At 63.8% G+C, this 19,454-nt stretch carries 14 protein-coding genes and 1 pseudogene; 3 read left to right on the plus strand and 12 right to left on the minus strand.

Annotated elements, in window-relative coordinates; all coding sequences use genetic code 11:
• Nucleotides 1-16: 16 nt before the first annotated feature.
• On the minus strand, nucleotides 17-553 hold the full coding sequence (locus tag U9J23_RS25315) for a helicase associated domain-containing protein (RefSeq protein ID WP_159419404.1): 537 nt from the start codon (nucleotides 551-553) through the stop codon (nucleotides 17-19).
• A gap of 553 nt (nucleotides 554-1,106) precedes the next feature.
• Between U9J23_RS25315 and U9J23_RS25320 the strand changes: the two genes are divergently transcribed.
• Nucleotides 1,107-1,367, plus strand: a complete 261-nt coding sequence (locus tag U9J23_RS25320; RefSeq protein WP_272268856.1) for a hypothetical protein — start codon at nucleotides 1,107-1,109, stop codon at nucleotides 1,365-1,367.
• Nucleotides 1,368-1,545: 178 nt separating this feature from the next.
• Here the strand turns inward: U9J23_RS25320 and U9J23_RS25325 are convergent, their stop codons facing one another.
• Nucleotides 1,546-2,721 carry an ATP-binding protein gene (locus tag U9J23_RS25325; protein WP_139000153.1) on the minus strand — a complete coding sequence of 392 codons (1,176 nt, stop codon included), beginning with the start codon at nucleotides 2,719-2,721 and terminating at the stop codon, nucleotides 1,546-1,548.
• 567 nt (nucleotides 2,722-3,288) lie between these two features.
• On the opposite strand from U9J23_RS25325, the gene U9J23_RS25330 reads away from it, so the two are divergent.
• Nucleotides 3,289-4,239 (plus strand): phosphatidylserine/phosphatidylglycerophosphate/cardiolipin synthase family protein, encoded by a 951-nt coding sequence (locus U9J23_RS25330; protein ID WP_272268857.1) that lies wholly within the window; start codon nucleotides 3,289-3,291, stop codon nucleotides 4,237-4,239.
• 202 nt (nucleotides 4,240-4,441) lie between these two features.
• Here the strand turns inward: U9J23_RS25330 and U9J23_RS25335 are convergent.
• From U9J23_RS25335 to U9J23_RS25375, 9 genes and pseudogenes are all read right to left on the minus strand, one after another.
• Nucleotides 4,442-5,217: pseudogene (locus U9J23_RS25335) on the minus strand (VOC family protein).
• 247 nt (nucleotides 5,218-5,464) lie between these two features.
• A complete protein-coding gene (locus tag U9J23_RS25340; protein ID WP_272268860.1) occupies nucleotides 5,465-6,640 on the minus strand; it encodes a zinc-dependent alcohol dehydrogenase in 1,176 nt (391 codons plus the stop codon).
• A gap of 597 nt (nucleotides 6,641-7,237) precedes the next feature.
• Nucleotides 7,238-8,626: an NAD-dependent succinate-semialdehyde dehydrogenase gene (locus U9J23_RS25345; protein WP_326603149.1), complete on the minus strand. Its 1,389-nt coding sequence runs from the start codon at nucleotides 8,624-8,626 to the stop codon at nucleotides 7,238-7,240.
• Nucleotides 8,627-8,693: 67 nt separating this feature from the next.
• Nucleotides 8,694-9,266 carry a helix-turn-helix domain-containing protein gene (locus U9J23_RS25350; RefSeq protein WP_272268862.1) on the minus strand — a complete coding sequence of 191 codons (573 nt, stop codon included), beginning with the start codon at nucleotides 9,264-9,266 and terminating at the stop codon, nucleotides 8,694-8,696.
• An 85-nt stretch (nucleotides 9,267-9,351) separates the two neighbouring features.
• Nucleotides 9,352-10,335, minus strand: coding sequence for an ABC transporter permease (locus tag U9J23_RS25355; protein WP_272268863.1), 984 nt, complete (start codon nucleotides 10,333-10,335; stop codon nucleotides 9,352-9,354).
• The gene (locus U9J23_RS25360) at nucleotides 10,332-11,870 is read right to left on the minus strand and encodes a sugar ABC transporter ATP-binding protein (protein ID WP_272268864.1); all 1,539 of its coding nucleotides are present in this window, start codon (nucleotides 11,868-11,870) and stop codon (nucleotides 10,332-10,334) included. Before U9J23_RS25360 ends, U9J23_RS25355 begins: the two co-directional genes overlap by 4 nt.
• Nucleotides 11,867-13,513 (minus strand): amidohydrolase, encoded by a 1,647-nt coding sequence (locus tag U9J23_RS25365; RefSeq protein ID WP_272268865.1) that lies wholly within the window; start codon nucleotides 13,511-13,513, stop codon nucleotides 11,867-11,869. Before U9J23_RS25365 ends, U9J23_RS25360 begins: the two co-directional genes overlap by 4 nt.
• Nucleotides 13,510-14,682: a TMAO reductase system periplasmic protein TorT gene (gene torT, locus U9J23_RS25370; protein WP_272268866.1), complete on the minus strand. Its 1,173-nt coding sequence runs from the start codon at nucleotides 14,680-14,682 to the stop codon at nucleotides 13,510-13,512. The genes U9J23_RS25365 and torT overlap by 4 nt, the downstream gene beginning before the upstream one ends.
• A gap of 84 nt (nucleotides 14,683-14,766) precedes the next feature.
• Complete coding sequence (locus U9J23_RS25375; RefSeq protein WP_139000141.1) at nucleotides 14,767-15,903, minus strand: FAD-dependent oxidoreductase; 1,137 nt, start codon at nucleotides 15,901-15,903, stop codon at nucleotides 14,767-14,769.
• 1,691 nt (nucleotides 15,904-17,594) lie between these two features.
• On the opposite strand from U9J23_RS25375, the gene U9J23_RS25380 reads away from it, so the two are divergent.
• Nucleotides 17,595-18,293 carry a GAF domain-containing protein gene (locus U9J23_RS25380; protein ID WP_272268867.1) on the plus strand — a complete coding sequence of 233 codons (699 nt, stop codon included), beginning with the start codon at nucleotides 17,595-17,597 and terminating at the stop codon, nucleotides 18,291-18,293.
• Nucleotides 18,294-18,832: 539 nt separating this feature from the next.
• Here the strand turns inward: U9J23_RS25380 and U9J23_RS25385 are convergent.
• Nucleotides 18,833-19,453 carry a cysteine hydrolase family protein gene (locus U9J23_RS25385; RefSeq protein ID WP_272268868.1) on the minus strand — a complete coding sequence of 207 codons (621 nt, stop codon included), beginning with the start codon at nucleotides 19,451-19,453 and terminating at the stop codon, nucleotides 18,833-18,835.
• Between the last annotated feature and the right edge of the window lies 1 nt (nucleotide 19,454).

Raw genomic sequence — 19,454 nt, forward strand, 5'->3', positions numbered from 1 at the left:
TGCCGGATCGGGGTGTTCAGTGCGCCAAGGCTGCAGACCGCCGGGTAGAAGTCCCTCGCCTGGCGGTGCGTGGTCCGCGCGGCCGAGGAGTCGGTGAGATGCCGAGAAGTTCGAGGACAGCCTGCTCGTCAGCCGGGAGCTGACCGTCGCGCCACTTGCGGACCTTGCGGTAGAGCCACTCCCCCACGGGCTCACCCTCGTCGGAGAGGTAGGTGCTCGGAATCTCTCCGGTACCGTGCTTTTCGCGGTAGGCAGCGATCTCGAGCAACATCCGGCGATGCTTGCTGTCGAAACCCGCGGGACGAGGGGCTTTCCAGTCGAATCCGATCGCGTCGAGCTCGGCCTCGCGATCTGCGGGAAGGATGCCGAGGGCACGGGCGATGCGGTGCCGGTCCGCCCAGCGTCCGAGGTGAAATCCGTCCTCGGCCAAAACATGTGAATCCAGGTCGGTGTTGTTCGCATGCTTGTGGTAGCGACGCACCGCCGGCGACAAGGCGGCGGTGGGTCGGAGTCCTCGACGAGCGTGGGGAGCTGCGCAATCTGGCATTCGCATGGGTTCAGTATGCCCACCGAAACTGCCGCTCACACCCCTTGGGCGGCAGGATGAGCGGCCTGCCGAGCTTGTCTGCCGTTGACGTAGGGAACTCAACGCCACCGAGCGCCGAACCGCCGGCCCCTACATTCACACCCAGGCGCAGCCCCCAAGTCGACTACAGATCGGCGCTGCCAGCGTGTGGGGCGCCATCCGCGCACCCGCGTGGGCCGTCGAGACCGTGCCCGCATCGAATAAACCAGGCAAGAATCACGTCGTCGACCGCGACGCCGACCACTCTTCTTCCCAATCACCGGAACCGCTGGTACCCGTGCTGATTCACCAACCCCACGCCGCTCACCGAGTTCCGTACCCCAATCAGGAGAGATCACCGAGCGCGCACACGTGCAGGCGAACAGAACTCGACATCGACCATGATCCGCCTCTCGAGCGAGCATCCGCACAACTCATCGAACGCGTCCGCGTACTGTGCACGATCGTCGGTATCGACGGCGCCCAAGCTCTGAACCACGACGGCACCGCTCGCGGATGGACATGGCCCACGGTGCACGTGATGACCTCACCCTTGCGTGTTCGCAATGCGATGGCCAGCAGGGCATGCTCGGGCTTGCGGCGCCCGTCGGCCGAAGCCGTGTCGACGAACTTCTTGATCTCGCCGGCGGCGTGGATGAGTGCCACACCGCGATCGCAGGCGATCTTCCGCAACAAGTTCTGCGCGTGGATGACCATGGTGCTCTCGTACCACGAGTCGATCTTCAAGTCGCCGATGTGCTGCTCGACGTTCCCGGCGGTGGGCGCGTTCCTTGATCCGTGAGACTTCTCCAGGCTTGCAGTCGGTGACCGGCGGCTCACGCGGGTGACGGCGTCTCGTTCGTCTCCACCGGCGGTCGTGCGCTTGATGGTTGCTCCTGCCGTTCGCTGTGCTGTTGTGATGGCACAACTTTCACAACAAAAGACGGTGGGTGTCCCAGTTCTGCAGCCGGGCGCACGGGTCAGACAGTAGGTTGGCGCCGAATGAAATCCGCCATGCCGGGCACGGTGAATGCGATCCGACCGTGCTCGGGCGCCCAGATCAGGCCCTTCTTGATCGCGGATTCGCGGACGTCGCTGACACCGCTGGTGGTCACCCCCATCAGTTCGGCCACCTTGCCCGACCGAGGTGCATCTTCACCGGTGGCGGCGAGGGCCGTCAGATAGCGACGTTCCCTGTCCGTCGCCCGATTCCACCGGGAAGGAAAGAAACCTTCATCGAGGTGGCGCCGCCCGACCTCGACGGCAAGTTCTGCGTCTTCCGTTTGGAACGGCGCCTCCGGGGCGAGATTCCAGATGGCCTTGCCATACTCCTGCAGGAAGTACGGGTAGCCGCCGCTGGCGGTGACGAGCACTTCGAGCGCGTCGTCGGTGAAGTCACCTCCGTGTTGACGAACGGGGATCCTCAGCGCGTCGGCGGCGGCGTCTCTGTCGAGGGGACCGACTGTGCTGTAAAGGAACTGACGTTCGGCGTAGGAGCGGTTCTCGGCCAGGATGGCAGGCAGGTTGGGAAGACCGGCGCCGATGAGGAAAAACGGCCATTCGCGTTGACTGGCCCGGTGCTGGACGGTCAACAGCGCCGAGAGCAGGTCAGCGTCGAGGTCCTGCATTTCGTCGATGAACAGGCCGAAGGCGCTGCCCCGCGGTTTGAGTGCGGCGGTGATCGCTTCGACGAGTTCCTCGATGTCAAGGTCGATGTCGCCGCTCGAGGCGGCGGGTTGAGAGGTGCCAACGTTGACGGTGGCCGGTCCGAGGCCGATTTCGACGGAGAATCCGCGGGCCAGCTCGATCAGGGGGTCGATGAGCTTCTGGATTTTGTGCTTGCGGCTGTATCGGCGCAGGCCGACAGTCAGTTCCTGGCCCAGTTTGGCGCGCACAGCGGCGGTACCGGCAGCGTTGGGTCGTGCTTCGATACCGATGGTCAGCCAACCCTCCCGGTCGGCGTGTTCGGCGAGAGTGTTCAACAAGGTCGTCTTACCGACTCCACGCAGGCCGGACAGGACCATACCCCGGTCGTAGTTGTGTCGTTTGCTTCGCGCGACGAGCAAGTCGAACGCCTCGATCTGCTGGTCCCGACCTTCCAGCGCGGGAGGCCGCAACCCTGACCCGGGCTTGAAGGGGTTCAGTTCCAGATCCATATGGAACAGTATAGATAGATATGGAAAATTTCCCATACTTTCCCATACAGCCCCCGAAGTCCCCCAATTCGCGGCCCTACATCGCCTCAGCATGCTCCTGGGCATCCTCTGGACGGCGGATCGCCTCACGGATCTGCTAGATCTCGCGCAGCAGTGCCTACCGCCGGCGCCATCCGAATCCCGACCGTGCCTGGATACACAGCGCTCAAACTCGTCGCCTGACCCGACCGGAGCGAGGTCGGCGGCGGCGAGGATGCCCCTGGTTGCGGACGGAGCCATTCCCGCTACGCCGACGCCGTAGGCAAAACGAGGTGCCGCAGTGCCCTGTACGAGCCCCCTGCTCCCTATCAGGGCACTGCGGCGCCTCAGTGTCGCAACCGCCACCACCGTCATAGAAGACTTGTCATCCGCACGAACGAATCCTCCGACGCAACCCTTCGCACCCGAAGTAAAGCACCCGATCCGGCAGTAATGTCGCCCCCGCAGAACCCCACCCCACATCGACAGGACACATGGCGCTCATCATCTAGCCCGTGCACCGCATCATCCTTCGGTACCGTGCCGACCATGGGTACGACCCTGCACGCACCCCACCCCTGGCCGCACATCACCGCTGCCCTCCGCGGACCCGGTCCCCACCGTGTCGCCATCGCCTACCTCGACCACACCGCCCTCGACCTGCTACCACTGCGTGCCGGGGACCAACTCATCGTCAACGCCGCACGACCCGCCGTGCGCGCGCACGCCACCTCCCCCACCGCCCTCGCCCACTTCCTCAACGCCGGCGTGCGCGTGCTGTCGACTCCGAACCTGCACACCGGCCTGATCCTCACCAGCGAGACGGTGATCGTCGGCCCTGCCAGCGCCTCGATCAGCTCCACCGTGGCCGACGAAACCGCGCTGATCACCGACGACCCCGACGCCATCGCTGCCGCCCACGCCTTCCTCGACGATCTCGAAGACACTGTCGTGGTCGACGAGGTGTTCCTCGACAGTGCCACCGCGATCTGGCAGATCGGACGAGTGGTGCCCCTAACAGGGATCGGCAGCCACACCCGCACCGGCCACGATTTTCTTCCTACCCCCGTGCGCCGGATGTTCCTACGGCACCTCGGTGACTACAACCCCACCGATGAAGACGAAACATTATGGGCCGCAACCGCCGCCAGTTGGAACCGGCCGGACCCGCGCTACCGCACCACATGGATCCGCCAGAACACCCCCGGTCCCGACCGCCGCACCCGCCTGCAACCCGGCGACGTCATCCTCCGGATCAGCGACGACGACACCCGGCTGCATCCGCCGGCCGTCGTCGACACCGGCCCGCACCGCATCCCCCACACCCGCTCTGCGGGGGCCTACCGGCTACGCGTCCGCACCGACCTCGACCCCATCTCAATAGCGGACGCCGCGCGCAGTCTCGCCGAGCACGGCCACCCGAACCCGCGCCTGCACACCGATCACCGTGTCATCTCCCCGAGCCTGCGCGCAGCATTGCTGCGGTTGTGGAGGCTATAACCCCTCGACTCCCCGCACACCTTGCTTCCACGCTGACCAACAACCCGATGGCGGATACGCTCCACGCAAAAGCCGAAAGGAAGCGACCCTCGCAAGGAACGGCGCTACCGCCTCTTCAAAGCACCCAGGCCGACGGCCCCGCGATCACCGTCGGCGCCACCGAGCACGCACCAACTGCGGGCAGATAGCCCGATAGGAGCGTCTACCCCTGTACACCCCGCAGCGGGGAACCCACCGTGAACTTTGCACCGAACGGATCAGTGACCTCCGCGGTCCGCCCGTACGGCATATCCATCGGATCGTCCGCGGTACCCCCGCCTGCCCGGGCCGCGGCAACGACCACGTCGGCATCGACGACCTGGAAGAGCGTGCCCCAGGAGGACACCGCGGCGGACGGGTCGCCCACGATACCGCCGATCTCGTGCCCATCCGGCCTACGCAGAAAGGTGAAGTCCACGCCGGGCAAATCGTCGTTCCCGTCCAGGGTGAAGTCGAACACCGCCGCGTAGAACTCCCGCGCCGGACCGGGATTCGGGGTCACCAAGTCGTTGCGTAACAATGTGTTCGGCTCGTTCACGAGCTCGCAACCGACATGTGCCCGGCCCTGCCACAGGCCGAACTGCGCACCGGACGGATCCCGCACTATCGCCATCCGACCTTGGTCGGCGATGTCCATCGGCTCCGTCAGCAGCGCGCCGCCCGCAGCGACGGACCGAGCGACCGTCGCATCGACGTCGTCAGTCGCCAGGTAGACGTTCCACCAGAACTCCGTCGCGTTCTCGTCCAGATTCGGCATCAGCGCGGCGACCTTTTGCCGCCGAGCAGACACATCGTGTACCTGCCGTACTCCTCCGGACCGATGTCGAACTCCCAACCCAAGACCGACCCGTAGAAGGCCATCGCCCGGTCGAGATCCGGGATGCCCAGGTCGATCCAGGTGGGGGTGCCGAGAGGTTGATTCGTGGTGACCGCGCTCATCGCTGCTCCTCCGCCGGGTGGATACACTCGACGCTAGCCCGCGGCACCGACATTCGACGGCAGAGCCAGGGATTCACTGTCGCGCTTCGCGAACCGTCGGTACCGCCCGTTCGGTCCGCATGTCACCACAAGCACACCACTGGATAGCGCACTGCGCCCATGACCACCGGACCACGGTCGAGGCATGACCGTCCGAGCCCGATCCCACGGGATCGAAGTCGCGCCGCCCGGCCGGGGCTACGGCTCGCTACGGCTTGAGGACCACCTTGATGCAGCCGTCTTCCTTCTTCTGGAACTTCTCGTACATCGCCGGCGCCTCATCCAGCGGCGCAGTGTGCGTCTTGAGATCGAGCACGCCCAGCGGATCCGAGGGATCGTCGACCAGCGGCAGCAAATCCTCGGTCCACCGCCGCACATTGCACTGACCCATACGCAGCTGCAGCTGCTTGTCGAACATCGTCATCATCGGCAGCGGATCCTTCATGCCGCCGTAGACCCCACTGATCGAGATCGTCCCACCGCGCCGCACGGCGTCGATCGCGGTATACAGCGCATCGAGCCGATCCACCCCGGCCATCTCCATCGCCTTACGCCCCAGCGGGGACGGCAGCGCACCCACCACCTGGTGGGTCGCCCACGCGATGGGGGAACTGTGGGCTTCCATCCCGACCGCATCGATCACAGCATTCGGGCCCCGGCCACCGGTGAGATCCTTCAACTTCTCGGCGACCTCGCCCGTCGAGTCCACCGTATGGATGCCATGGCGTTCGGCCATCGTCCGACGCTCGGGAACCGGGTCCACCGCGAACACCTCGTAGCCCAGATGGCGGCCGATCCGGGCAGACATCTGCCCGACCGGTCCCAGACCCAGCACCGCCAGCGATCCGCCCTGCGGCGGCGCGGCATACTGCACCGCCTGCCAGGCGGTCGGCAGCACATCCGAAAGGTACAGGTAGCGTTCGTCCTCCCCGATCTGCGGCACCTTGATCGGCCCGTAGTCCGCGTGCGGCACACGCAGGTACTCGGCCTGTCCGCCAGGCACCGAACCGTACAGGCGGGAGTACCCGAGGAACTGGGCATTGTTGTTGTACTCGCGCACCTGGGTGATCTCGCACTGGGACTGCAGACCCTGGGTGCACATCAAACAGTGGCCGCAGGACACGTTGAAGGGGATCACCACCCGGTCCCCGGCCTTGATGTGGGTGACGGCCGAACCGACCTCCTCCACGATGCCCATCGGCTCGTGACCGATGATGTCGCCCTTGTCCATGAAGGGAGTGAGCACTTCGTACAGGTGCAGATCCGAGCCGCAAATGGCGCTGGAGGTGATCCGCACGATCGCGTCCGTAGGCTCCTGGATCTTTGGGTCCGGGACATTCTCCACGCTCACCGTGCGTTTTCCCTGCCATGTCAGAGCCTTCATGGTCCTCCTTCACAGGGCTGCCGCCCCACCAGAACGACAACACGTTGATCCGATCGAGTTCCCACGACCCGACGAGCCGAAACGGACGTCGGCCGGAGTTGTCACGGTCTCGCGCAGGGGTGTGCGCAGCACCTACTGGTGACGATCGGTCCCGTCGCCGACCGGTCTGGGGCGCCGACCGAGACGGGCCGATCTGTGCTCACCTTCGACGTGGCTGATACGACGAGTCGGGACCGATCAGGTCCGAAACACATCGCAGAGCCATCATCGACAACGCCTCCACTTTCATGCGGTGGCCGCATCCCCGGGCTATGAACGACTCTGACGGTGAAAACGAAATCCAGGCGGACCGGCCAGCATGGACCGTGAGCAGATCACCCATCACTGCCACCGAGAGCTCGACGAGGTGGCAACGAGATCACCTGCAACTGATACCCGTGAACCAAAGGGCTAGGGCAAGGTCACCGTGCACTTGCAGTGCCAAAGGTGCACGGCGACCTGGCCTAGGCGATCAACATGCTCACGAGATTGCGGACATGACCCGCACGGCCGAAGGACGAGGACAGCGTGATGAGGCGACGTCCGAAGCTCTCGTTGTCACTGTGGCCAGTCGACGCTCAGGTACTGGGTCTCCTGGAAAGCTCGAATTCCGTCGCGCGCCCCTTCGCGTCCCAACCCGCTCTGCTTGACGCCACCGAACGGCGCCGATGGATCGGACACGACACCTCGGTTGATCCCGACCATCCCGGCCTCGAGCTGTTCCGCGAGCCTGATCGAGTACGCCAGGTCACCGGCGAAGACGTAGGCGGCCAGCCCGTGCTCGGTAGCATTCGCCAGCTCGACGACTTCTTCCTCATTCCTCCAGACCACGATCGGCGCCACCGGACCGAACAGTTCCTCCTGGAGAAGAGCGGCGCCGGAGTCGACATCAACCAGGACGGTCGGGGCGACAAAGTGGCCAGGAAGATCGGGCAGCTGCGCCTGGCAGGTCACACGAGCACCGTCGGCCACCGCCGAGGCGATGAGCTTGTTCAAGCGGTCACGCTCGCGTTCGTTGATCATCGGGCCGATGTCGGCACCGGAATGTGCGGCCCCGACCTCGAGCCGACAGACCTGCTCGCTCAGCTTCTCCGTGAAGCGCTCGACGATGTCTTCGTGCACCAAGATGCGGTTCGCTGCGGTGCACGCTTGGCCCCCGTTGCGGAACTTGGCCACCATCGTGCCGGCGACCGCTCGGTCGAGGTCGGCATCTGCCGCCACAATGACAGGCGCGTTGCCGCCCAGTTCCATCGAGCAGTTCACGACACGATCCGCGGCGCTCCGCAACAGGAGGCGGCCGACCCGGGTCGACCCGGTGAACGACAGTTTGCGGACACGCTCATCACCGAGCCATGCATCGACGACCGGGCCCGGATCAGACGTCGTGACCACCGTCAGCAGGTCGTCCGGGGCGCCCGCATCCGACAGCAGATCCGCGATAGCCAGAGCGGTCAGTGGGGTTTCGGCGGCAGGCTTGAGAACTGCTGAACAGCCCGCAGCGAGTGCAGGTGCCACCTTGCGCGTCACCATCGCAGCCGGAAAGTTCCATGGCGTCACGAGGGCTGCTACCCCTACCGGTCTGTGGGTGACGATCGTTCTACTGGTTCCACCGGGAGCCGTGCCGTAGCTGCCTTCGGGCCGGACAGCCTCTTCGGCATACCACCGGAAAAATTCGGCTGCGTAGCGAACCTCGGCGGCAGCGTCGGTGAGCGATTTGCCGTTCTCACGGGTGATGAGTTCGGCGAGTGTCTCGGACTGTTCGAGCATCAGCTCGTAGGTCCGCATCAGGATGTCCGCGCGCTCCCGGGGCGCACGGCGCGCCCACGGGACGAGTGCGAGATGGGCACGCTCGACAGCATGTCGAGCATCGTCCGGGCCCATGTCCGGGATCTGTGCGAGGGTTTCCAGCGAGGCTGGATCCTCGACGATGAAGGTGTGGTCGAGCACAGGTTCCTCCTCGGAACATGCAGAACACTCGTGACAGAGTGGCGACGAGAAGAATGAGCCGGCTTGTTCAGACTTTGGCTGAAATCCACAGCCAGCGAACAGCAATCGAGCCTGGGTTGCGATAAGAATGCGGGATGCGAGGATCGACGAGCAATGACTCGCCCTGTTTCAGAAGGCGCGTCATCTCCCCCGACCTGAACTCGAGCTCTCCGTCGAGGACGAGGATCAGTTCTTCTTCCTCATCGTGCTTGTACGGGGCGACGCGGGACTGGTCCCCGGGCTCGAGGATCGCCTCGAGGACCTGGATCGTCTTCGCGTCGGCAGGGGTGATGAAGCGATCCCGGTACATTCCGGAAGGGTGCACAGCATGCCGATGAGGACCGTTACCAGGCTTTTCATCCGACGGGCCGGCTTCAGGGACTGTCGAGTCGGCCATCAGCGCCGACATCGGGAGGTTGAGGGCCCCGGCGATCCGGAGCAACGATGCCAAGGAGGGGTTCGATCGGCCTCGTTCGAGCATGGACAGATATCCGATCGACAATCCGGTCTGCTCGGACAACTGCTGAAGGGTCATTCCGCGCTTCTTGCGCGCACTTCGCACCTCGGCGCCGATCTGTTCGGGGCCGTCGAGCTCGCTCACTAGTTCCTCAGAAGTCGGTGATCGGTTGACATGTCCACCCGCACTTTACCCATGCATCGGCGCCGTAAGCGGTGAGCCATGTACCTCACGTGGCCTCCCTCAACCGCTCGAGCCCCACCGCGCAGATCAACACGGCACCGATCACAAGCTGTTGGACATAGCTGGAAACGTGAAGGAGGTTCATGCCGTTACTGAGCACCCCCAGAAACAGCACCCCTACGACAACCCGCCAGACCTTCCCTTCGCCTCCGAACAGAGAGGTTCCACCCAGCACAGCTGCAGCGATCGACAACATGACATAGCTTCCTCCGAGGGACGCTTCACCGGAGCCGACGCGCGCGGTGAGAAGAACCCCCGCCAACGCTGCAAGTACCGAGCACAAGACGAATCCGATCAACATCGTGCGACGCACATCGATACCTGCTGCACGGGCCGCCTCGGCATTACCACCGATGGCATACATATCGCGGCCGATTCTGAAGCGTCCGAGCAGCAGTCCGATCACAGCTATCGTCGCCAAACCCAGGAGCACGGAAACGGGGATGCCCAGGATCCGTGAGGTGCCGAGGATGTCGGAGAAAGTGAGCGGAATCCCGGTGACCGGCGCGCCGTTCGAGATGATCAAGGCGAGTCCGGTCAGTACCGACGTGGTGCCGAGCGTAGCCATGAAAGACGGAACCCTACCGAAGGCAACGATGGCACCATTGACGAGCCCGATCACCACTCCTGCTCCCAGCCCGACGAGGAGCCCGACGGGGACGCTGGCGGCGGGCACGACCTCACGAGTCGCAGTTGCTACCAGCACGCTGGTGGCCGCCACAGTCGCACCGACGGACAGATCGAGTTGCGCGTGGATCAGCACGATCATCTGCCCCAGAGTGATGAACAACAAAAACACGGACTGCCGAGCAACATTCACCAGATTGGAACCGTCCATGAACTGGGGTTCGAGTGCCGCGAAGACCACCACCATCACGATCAACATCGCGGGCAGTAGGTAATCGTTGAGTCGGCGTAGCACCAGTTGCGGTTCGGTACGGGCATCGTGCCCTACGGCTGCAGTGGTCATGAGACCGTTTCCTTTGTCCGGGAATGGGAATCGCACGTCGATGTGGTGTGTGCCGGCAAGCCGAACATCGCACGTCCGACGCTGTCGGCGGTTATCTCTCGACCGCTGAGGTGGGCGGTGACACGCCCCTCGGCGATGACATAGATTCGGTCGCTCACCCCTACCAATTCGGTCAGGTCGGAAGAGATCACGATTACTCCACAGCCACTGTCGGTGTAGTCGCCGAGGAGCCGATAGACATCGGCCTTGGCGCCGACGTCGATTCCGACCGTGGGCTCGTCGAAGACATGGACATCAGCGTTGTGCAGCATGCCGCGGGCCAGAACTGCCTTCTGCTGGTTGCCTCCGGAATAGGAGCGGATCGGCCGTTCGAGATCGCGGGGACGCATGTCGAGACTCGCCGCCACCTTCTCGCACAACGCGTGTTCCTGCTTGCCGCGAACCACACCGAATCCGGTGAGTCCTCCGGCTCTGTGGGCTCCCATCGTCATGGTTTCGCGCGCGGCGCGCATCGGAACGATGCCCTCACGTCGACGGTCCGCGGGATAGTAGACCAGTCCGTGACGAAGCATCTGCGATGGTCGTTTCGGGTGCACGGGAGAACCGGCCAGGGTCACGCCCTGCGAGGTAGACGGTTCCAGGCCGAACAGGGCCCTGCCGATGTCCGACTTCCCGCACCCGATGAGACCTGCGATGCCGACGACCTCTCCACGGCGCACCGTCACACTCACCTCCTGCAGCAAGGCGGTGTTGAGCTTCTCCACCCGGAGGACCTCCTCACTCGGGGTACGGGAGGTGTGCTGGTAGAGCGACTGAGCGGACCGTCCGGTCATACGCTCGACGAGATCGCTTTCTACGACCGGCCGGCAGGAGGTGTCGACGTATCTGCCGTCACGCAGCACGGTTACTCGGTCAGCGATCTCCACGATCTCGGCCATTCGGTGGCTGACGTAGAGCACTGCCACACCGCGTCCACGAAGTCCGTCGACGATTGTGAGCAACTGCCGGCTTTCCTCGTGCCCCAACGATGCCGTCGGCTCGTCCAGGATCAGAACACGAGGCTCGTGTCGGAGCGAGCGTGCGATCTCGACGAGCTGCTGCTCGGAGCGCGTCAACGACCTCGCCGGACGATCGACGTCGAGATCGACACCCAACTGCGCCAACGCTCGAGAGGCTTCCCGGCGTATCTGTGCCGGCCGGACGAACATCCGTGAACCGGGCGCTTCCCCGAGGACGACGTTTTCCGCGACAGTCAGGGACGGGACGATGGTGAGCTCTTGGAAGACGGTCCGGATACCTGCGGCGCGAGCATCCTGTGGACTGGTGAAACGGACCTCCCGACCGTCGACCCGGACAGTGCCCGACGTGTGCTGGTGGATACCGGCAAGAACCTTGATCAATGTCGACTTGCCGGCACCGTTCTCCCCCATCAGCGCATGAACCTCGCCCGCTCGGATATCGAGCGACGCATCGGCGAGCGCCGTGACGGGGCCGAACTTCTTGCCCACCGAGTGCAGTGTGATCACAGAGTTCATACCGACGCCGCCTCGTACTCGAGCACACCGTCGATCCAGACCTGTCGTACACCCACGTCACGGATCGTCTCGATGTCCACCGTGCGCGGGTCGCGGTCGAGAACGACCATGTCCGCCCGTGCTCCGATATCGATGGTGCCGACCTCGCCTGTCATCCCGAGTGCTTCGGCAGCGGCCAGGCTGTGGCAGCGCAGCGCCTCACCGACGGAGATCGCTTCGTGGGGTTCTACCGGGCGGTCCCAGTAACCGAGCCTGTCGACCGAAGCCGCGATGGTGGACAGGGGGTTGCTTGCCCCGATCTCGCCTCCGACGGCCACATCGGAACTGAAGGCGGGCCAGATACCTTCATCGAGGATTGTGCGCAGCGGCATGCGTCCCCGGGTCCCGGTCGCGGGGAACAGCATCGGCACGAAGTCCGCAATGAAGTTGCGCAGGAACCCGGGCTGCATCACCGGCAGGACCCCGGTGTCGCGCCATCGACGAATGGTGCTGGGGTCGTCCAGCACGTTGCCGAGATGCTCGATACGTACGCCACCACGACGGACGCCACCGACCATCGCCACTGCATCGAGTGCTTCCTGCTGCGCACGTGTGCCGTTGGTGTGAATGGCCAGCTGCACGCCCGCAGCTTGCGTGTCCTCGACGGCCGCAACCAGGGCAGGACGCTCGAGGTTCAGCTTGCCTCGATAACCTGCGTACGGTGCGTGATCGGCCGAGTACGGAGCGTTGCTGGCTGCATTGCGCGCTGAATATCCGCCATCGGCGAATACCTTGGTGCCACAAGCGGTCAAACGACCCGGGAGGATGGCTTCGCGTACCCAGGTCAGCGCCCGCTCGTGAGGGGCGAAGGAGGGTGCCATCGCATAGAGCCCGAACCGCGCGGGGACGCTGCCATCCGTTGATGCGGCGCTGAGGGCATCGAGATAGTGCTCGGACTCGAGCATTTCCCCGATCGTTGTCACTCCGTATTTCAGGAACTCGGTGCGGTAGGTAGTGGTGAAGGCCTCGACCAGTTCATCGTGATCGGGTTCAGGAATTCCCAGATGGCGATCGATTTCGGCAACGAGGCCGGTTGGACGTCCCGATTTGTCGACATCGATGACCGGGCGTCCCCACAGCCCTTCGGTGCTGCCGATGAATCGTTCGACACGCACGCGTTCCAGGGCTGCGGTGTTCAGCACCGAAACATGGCCACCACAATGAACCACGATCGGATGACGAGTGGAAACCCGATCGAGCTCTTCACGCGTCGGAAGCCGCCTTTCCGCCAGTTTCTGATCGAAGAACAAGTTCCCGTACCCCACGAGCCACGGCCCGCAGAACCGTTGCGCTCGGAGTCCGTCACGCAGAGCATCGAGAACGTCGGAGATCGTACGGACCAGCGGCACACGGCAGTCGATGGCAGTGGCCCGAGCCGCAGCGTATTGGGAGAAGTGCGTATGAGGATCGACAAAACCCGGAAGGAGTATGCCCTCTATCTCGGTGATGTCGGCACCGAGACCGACATGATGATGGAGCAAACTATCGTCTCCGAGATCACTGATCCGACCGTCTCGGACCACGACAGTAGTCACGTCGGAGCGGTTGGACATGGTCAGGACCTGGCCGTGCAGAACCAGATCGAGGTAGGAATCTGTGGTCACTGTGTGCCCTCTACAGAGAAAGTGGGACGGAATTCGCTCGGCGCGAAGCTGCCCGCCAGATCGAAGCTGTCGATGTTGTCGAAGTCCCCTTCGGTCGGCCCGCAGGCCACCATGGGGACGGGAGCGTAGCGTTCGACATCACCGGCAGCGGGAACGTCTTCGAGAATCCGAATTGCGTAGTCGACCGCCATCTGCCCGATCAGTGTCGACTGTTCGGAAGGACCGCAATTGGCGCGCCCGGCGCCGATGAGGTCGACAAGTTCGGGTGTCACATACGTGCTGTAGATACCGAGCTTGCCGATGAGACCACGCTCTGCGGCAACTCGTGTCGCGGCCTCCGCCATGACCGCATTGCCCACCAGGGCATCGAGGTCTGGATTGGACGCCAGTACATCTTCTATCAGCCTCAGCTGGACTTCCTTGCCCGTATCTCCGTACTTGACGTCGGCGATGTTGACCTGTGACCCCTCGATCGCGTCCGTGAAACCGGTGACCGACCGTTCGGCCCACCCGGCTCCTGCCGGGCCGGGCAGCAGCGCTACGCGTAGAGGCCTGTCCAGGTCGGCCAGATGCTCGCCGATCATCCGGCCCATGTCGATATAGTCCTGGAGCACATGACCGGCGACTTCCGGGCTGGAGACACCGTTGCCGACGTCGATCACAGGGATTCCGGCCAGGGTTGCATCATGGACGGCATTGTTAAGGGAATCGAAGCTCACGGCGCTCAGCAGAATCGCGTCCGCGCCGGATGACACGCAGTCTTCGATCTGGGAGATCTGTTGGGACAAATTGGCGTACCCACCCGCGTCGCTGGTCGACAGTGCCACTCCCAGCGACCTGGCCTGACTCACCTGGCCGTAGTTGACGCCGATCCAGGTCGAATCCTTCATGTGCGGCAATACCGAACACAGGCGCCACGGCCGGCTGACGTCGTCTCTCGAAAGAGAGGTGTACGTGCCTTCCGTGTTGGGGCCGATGCATCCGGACGACTCCACATCTGCTGCGCTGCAGTCGGTCAGAAGCGCGTCGACCGACCAAGGCCGGCCCGATGTGTCGGCACTGGGAATGCGGTCTGTCGCGCCCGTGTCGTGGGCGCAGGCAGACAAGACGAGGGCCGAGGCGAAGAGTAGAGCAGAAACTCCTGCATATCGCGGCACTGAGGCGTGCATGTGCGCACCTACTTCCTTGTGTTGACGCCAGCATGCTCAGGTCGAGGATCAACACCCGTAGAGTCGCTGGTCGCAGGCGGCAATTCAGGGAGCTTTGACGAGTTCGCCCTCAGGGAAGATTTCCGAAGCGAAGTTGATGGCGGTTTGAGCCGACTTCGTACGGAGGAAACGTCGAACCACCGAGGATCGCACGCCGAGCAGCGGGTTCGGCCACTGCGTTCCGACCTGGCCGTAGATGCGCGAGTACTTCTGCACCCCATCGCTCATCTCACGCTGCTCACTTTCCCAGATGCGCAATGCGCGGTCGATCGAATGGCTCTGGCGCAACGCCAGAGCCAGCGCGACAGCATTGGTCATAGCGACACAGGCAGCTTGTCCAAGATTCGGCGACATGGCGTGGGCAGCGTCCCCAAGGAGCGCAGCGCGACCGGAGAACCAGCTCGAAACGTGCACGTCGTAGAACGGCGCCCACCGTCCTTCTCCGTTGGTAGGGATCCGCTCGAGCTGTGAGCGGAAGTCGGGGAAACTCTCGATCCACGTTTCCGGGTCGAACGGCTGCTGCTGCCGCCCTTCGAGATCGTCTGCGGGACAGCACAAGAAGATATAGGTTTCGTCCGGAGAGCAAGGGACTACACCGATGCGGCGACCGCCGTTCCACTGTTCGATTGCACGCCGGACCGGGTCTTCGCTGGTCCGCGGGATGAGGTGGCGCCCACCCCCGTCATGGAGGTCGACCATCTTCGTCCGCAGCCCGAGAGATTCGCGCACACGCGAGTAGACGCCATCGGCACCGACGACGAGATCGGCCGGGTATCGGTTTCCGTCCGATCCGATGAGAACACCGCCGGGCTCAGCTCCGACAATCGGCGACTCGGTACGAATCTCCACACCCAGGTCGGTCGCCGTATCGACCAGGCTCCGATGAAGATGCCGGCGACCGACCGTATACAGCCGCTTGCTGCGCAGCCACTCGGTCTGCAGTGTGCTGCCGTTGTGATCACGCAGGGTCGGCTCATCGAGGCGCTCGGCCCGGGCAGTCACGGCTTCGTAAGCCCCGATCGCCTCGAGGGCACGTAATCCGTTTTCCCACAGATAGATACCAGCACCGATTTCACGCAGTTCACTGCTTTTCTCGTGGACGCGTACCGTCCAACCGGTTCGCGCCAGAGCGGAGGCGAGGACAAGGCCGGATAGACCTGCCCCAGCGATTTCTGCATGCATCAATATCTCCTCACATAGTGCTGATCGATCGGCCGGAAAGACCGTCGGATGTTTTCCGCCCCTCGGCGATCCGAGCGGCGGGAAGTCAGGGCGTCAAGTCTGGGACACCTCGGCTGTGATGACGACCAGATCTTCACTGTCGGTGAATTTATAGCGATCGACCGTCGAGATCAATGGTTTCTCAGCACTTATTTTTTTCTGACAGTGAAAATTTAGAATCCTGCAGGCCGTCGAGAAGCGGAACGACGACGTCACCTGCACGCCGCGACCTCCGAAGGGACCCGGACTCACCCCACGATGGACGTCAACTCCGCTCAGGCACGGCCGCCCCACCGCGACCTTTCCGAACGGCCGATGCCACCGATCGGATCCGCAACCGGGTACGCCTTCCCATAGAGCGCTTCACCTGCTTCCACCGTGACGGCACCGCTTGCACCAACCCGACTGAACACGTGAACAGTTGGTGCGACCAGAGCGAATGCGCGGGTCTCGTGCGCCATGACCCCACCACAGCGTGGCATCGTGCAGAGCACTGCGCGATACCGAACTCCACATCCACCCCACCATGGACACCGGTCTCGACCTGGGTGAACTAGTCGATATCTGGATGACCTTGTGAGCGACCGCCGACGAGCGTCCCGGCAGACTACGCGTAGCCACCCCCAGGGGGAGATACTGGGTGTGGTCGTAGAGGCGAACGCCGTCGACAGGTTCGCCACTGCACCTGCGGGTTCATCAGCAGGGAGACGACACTGCGTGCGCCAGGGCGGACCTGGTGCTTGTTAGCTACGTGCGGATCGAATCTCCTCATACATGACGGCACACAGCCTCGGCGCGCGGTATGGTCCTCGGTCGCCAGAACATGGGGATCGTCGAGATGGGCATAACGCTGGTCGGCGATTTCGGTGGGCGGCGCCCGAGGTGGGGCACCTTATAACGGCATCCTCCGCTTGCATTTACATGCCTCGGCTCGCGTGTGTCGCGACCGTTCGCCGTCGTTGTCCTGGTCAAGTGGCGGTATCTCACGTTGGTCGCGGGCGCGGATGACACGACCGAAGACTGCAGCGAAGGTCACCGATACGGCAAGCCACGCGACAATCAGCCAGAAACCCCAGTTCACATACCGGACACCGATCTCTGCGGCCCATTTGTTACCGACGAGTAGGCAATTCACCCGTGAAATCACCCGCTCGCATGCAACCTCTATCTCGCGACCGACCCGAGCCGTGACCCGATGACCCGCTCTTGCCGGGCCACACCCGGCGCTCCCGCTCCTCGCCCCTGCAGGAACGAGTGCGGCCGGCGACATGCACGGTTCGCCACCCTCCCCAGCGTCATCCGAGGCCGCGGCGATCCATCTCCGTCCGGCAAGCCTTGATCGAGCAGATCCATCCGATGGTGAACAGCATCGACGCGCCACCGTCGAATCGCGAGCGGACCCCTGCGCGTGTGAATTTGCTTCGGATAGCGGCCTCGGCGGTCGGACCGCCCGGCCGCCGGGACACACACGACCTCAGGTGGGATTCGACCGCGTCGATCCGGTCGGCGCTGCGCGCGGCGGTGATGATATGCCGTCAAGTCCGATGCCCATGCTCGCTCGGAGAGTCGGTGCAGGTCGTAGACAGGATGCAGCCAGTTATGTCAGTCTCGACTGACATGTTTATCCCTCAACCTTCGGGGAAATCGAGATCATGAGCGACCCTCAGGACCCGGCCCGGTCCGACAGACATGCAGGGCCTTTCCTGCCCCGCACTCGTTCTCACTGTGACCGATGCGCTGATCTGACCGGTGTCGACGGCGCAGCCGTGGCGATCTTCGCCAGTGACACCACCCGAGACCTGGTCTACGCCACCGATACCATCGCTGAGCAGGTCGACGAACTCCAATTCACCCTGCGTGAAGGCCCCTGTCTGACCGCCTACCGCACATCCGTCCCCGAGATACACCCCGACCTCGCAGACCCCACCGCCACCCGCTGGCCGATGTTCACCTCCGAAGTACTCGACCTCGGCGTCCGCGCCCTCTTCGCCTTCCCCCTCGCGGTAGGCAATGCTGCCAATATCGGCGTCCTCGAGCTCTATCGAACCAGACCCGGCCCCCTCGAGACCCAGCACTACCGCATCGCCACCGATTACGCCGCCGACCTCGGCCCCACCCTTGTCGATGAACTCGACCCCACCCGCACCTCCTCTCCGATGCTGGACCCCGCACTGTTCCCCCGCGGCAACGTCCACATCGCCGCAGGAATGCTCGCTGTCCAACTCCAGATCTCCGCCGGCGACGCCCTCGCCCGATTACAAGCAATGGCATACACCCAACACCGCAGGATCACCCTCATCGCCCACGACATCATCACCCACCACCTCACACTCGACCCCGACAATCCATAGACAACACCGACAGGCCAACGCGCCGGACCGCATGCAGATGCCACAGCTGGGATCGTCGAGACCAATGGCATTGCACATGGCGCCCTACGACGGACACTGCTCAACGGGCGACCGATCTCCGTGTAGGGCTATCGGCATCTCCGACCAGCGACCGCGACGGTGCAGACGCCTGCTGCCGCCGTTTCGCGTGCAGCTGCCAAGACCTTCGCGCAATGACCGAGGAGAACGTCGATGCTTTCCGGTGATGTGCAGGCGGCACGGAAAGTGATCGGCGCACTCCTGCCAGCCCGACGGTATCGCGGTGTCAGCTCTATTTGGCGCGAGTGCATACCTCACAGAACACCCCACGGAGCCGCTCACCGGGACCGCACAAGCACATACCGTCGAAGTTCCTTCGGGCATGTGCCGGGCGAGGCGGGCGTCGCAAATGGTGGCCTTCACATACGAACTGCTGATGTAGACGGTTTTTTGGTCTGAGATCAGCAATGTGAGGGCGGATAGGCATCGACGCGCTGTGCCCGAGAACTGGGTGTCGGCGGTCAGACCGGGGTGCCGGTGGTCGTCGTAGCCAAAGCAGCGCGGACTTCGTCGACTGTGCTGATCTCGGCCAGTAGCGCGAGGGAGTCGATGCTGGCTTGATGCGCTGCGAGAGTGGCCGCAGAGCATGCATCCTCGACAATCACCACTCGGTATCCGAGATCGCCTGCGACCCTGGCTGTTCCCTCGACGGAGGCGTTTGTGGCCACACCGGCGAAGAGGAGGGTGGTGATGCCCTTGCTGCGTAAGATGGTGTCGAGGTCGGTACGGGCGAAGGCTCCGATGCGCTGGTGAGTGAGCACGATGTCCTCATCATGCGGCGTGAGAGGTTCGATGATCTCGGCGAGTTCGCTGCCTTCCTTGAGGCAACCGGATTGGGCGACGATGCCGAGTAGGGGCGAGTTGGCGTCGAGATCGGACAAGTCCGGCTTCCATGCGACCCGGGTGTAGACGATCGTGGTGTGGGCGGTACGGGCGGCGGTGATGAGCGTGGCTATGCGGTCGATGACCTTGCGCTCGGTCACCTGCTGGTAGAAGAAGTCGGCGAAGGCGCCGGTAGGTTCGACGACGTCGCCTTGACAGTGGACAGCCACGAGCGCAGTGGTACGCGGGTCGAGTTCCATC

It is taken from the genome of Rhodococcus sp. PD04, assembly GCF_035918275.1.
Classification (GTDB): Bacteria; Actinomycetota; Actinomycetes; order Mycobacteriales; family Mycobacteriaceae; genus Rhodococcus; species Rhodococcus rhodochrous.

What these genes read in the sequence shown, in the direction of transcription:
- U9J23_RS25340 (WP_272268860.1), bottom strand. Translation starts at nt 6,640, where the DNA reads ATGAAGGCTCTGACATGGCAGGGAAAACGCACGGTGAGCGTGGAGAAT.
- U9J23_RS25315 (WP_159419404.1), bottom strand. Translation starts at nt 553, where the DNA reads ATGCGAATGCCAGATTGCGCAGCTCCCCACGCTCGTCGAGGACTCCGA.
- torT (WP_272268866.1), bottom strand. Translation starts at nt 14,682, where the DNA reads ATGCACGCCTCAGTGCCGCGATATGCAGGAGTTTCTGCTCTACTCTTC.
- U9J23_RS25385 (WP_272268868.1), bottom strand. Translation starts at nt 19,453, where the DNA reads ATGGAACTCGACCCGCGTACCACTGCGCTCGTGGCTGTCCACTGTCAA.
- U9J23_RS25360 (WP_272268864.1), bottom strand. Translation starts at nt 11,870, where the DNA reads ATGAACTCTGTGATCACACTGCACTCGGTGGGCAAGAAGTTCGGCCCC.
- U9J23_RS25355 (WP_272268863.1), bottom strand. Translation starts at nt 10,335, where the DNA reads ATGACCACTGCAGCCGTAGGGCACGATGCCCGTACCGAACCGCAACTG.
- U9J23_RS25380 (WP_272268867.1), top strand. Translation starts at nt 17,595, where the DNA reads ATGAGCGACCCTCAGGACCCGGCCCGGTCCGACAGACATGCAGGGCCT.
- U9J23_RS25330 (WP_272268857.1), top strand. Translation starts at nt 3,289, where the DNA reads ATGGGTACGACCCTGCACGCACCCCACCCCTGGCCGCACATCACCGCT.
- U9J23_RS25320 (WP_272268856.1), top strand. Translation starts at nt 1,107, where the DNA reads ATGACCTCACCCTTGCGTGTTCGCAATGCGATGGCCAGCAGGGCATGC.
- U9J23_RS25375 (WP_139000141.1), bottom strand. Translation starts at nt 15,903, where the DNA reads ATGCATGCAGAAATCGCTGGGGCAGGTCTATCCGGCCTTGTCCTCGCC.
- U9J23_RS25325 (WP_139000153.1), bottom strand. Translation starts at nt 2,721, where the DNA reads ATGGATCTGGAACTGAACCCCTTCAAGCCCGGGTCAGGGTTGCGGCCT.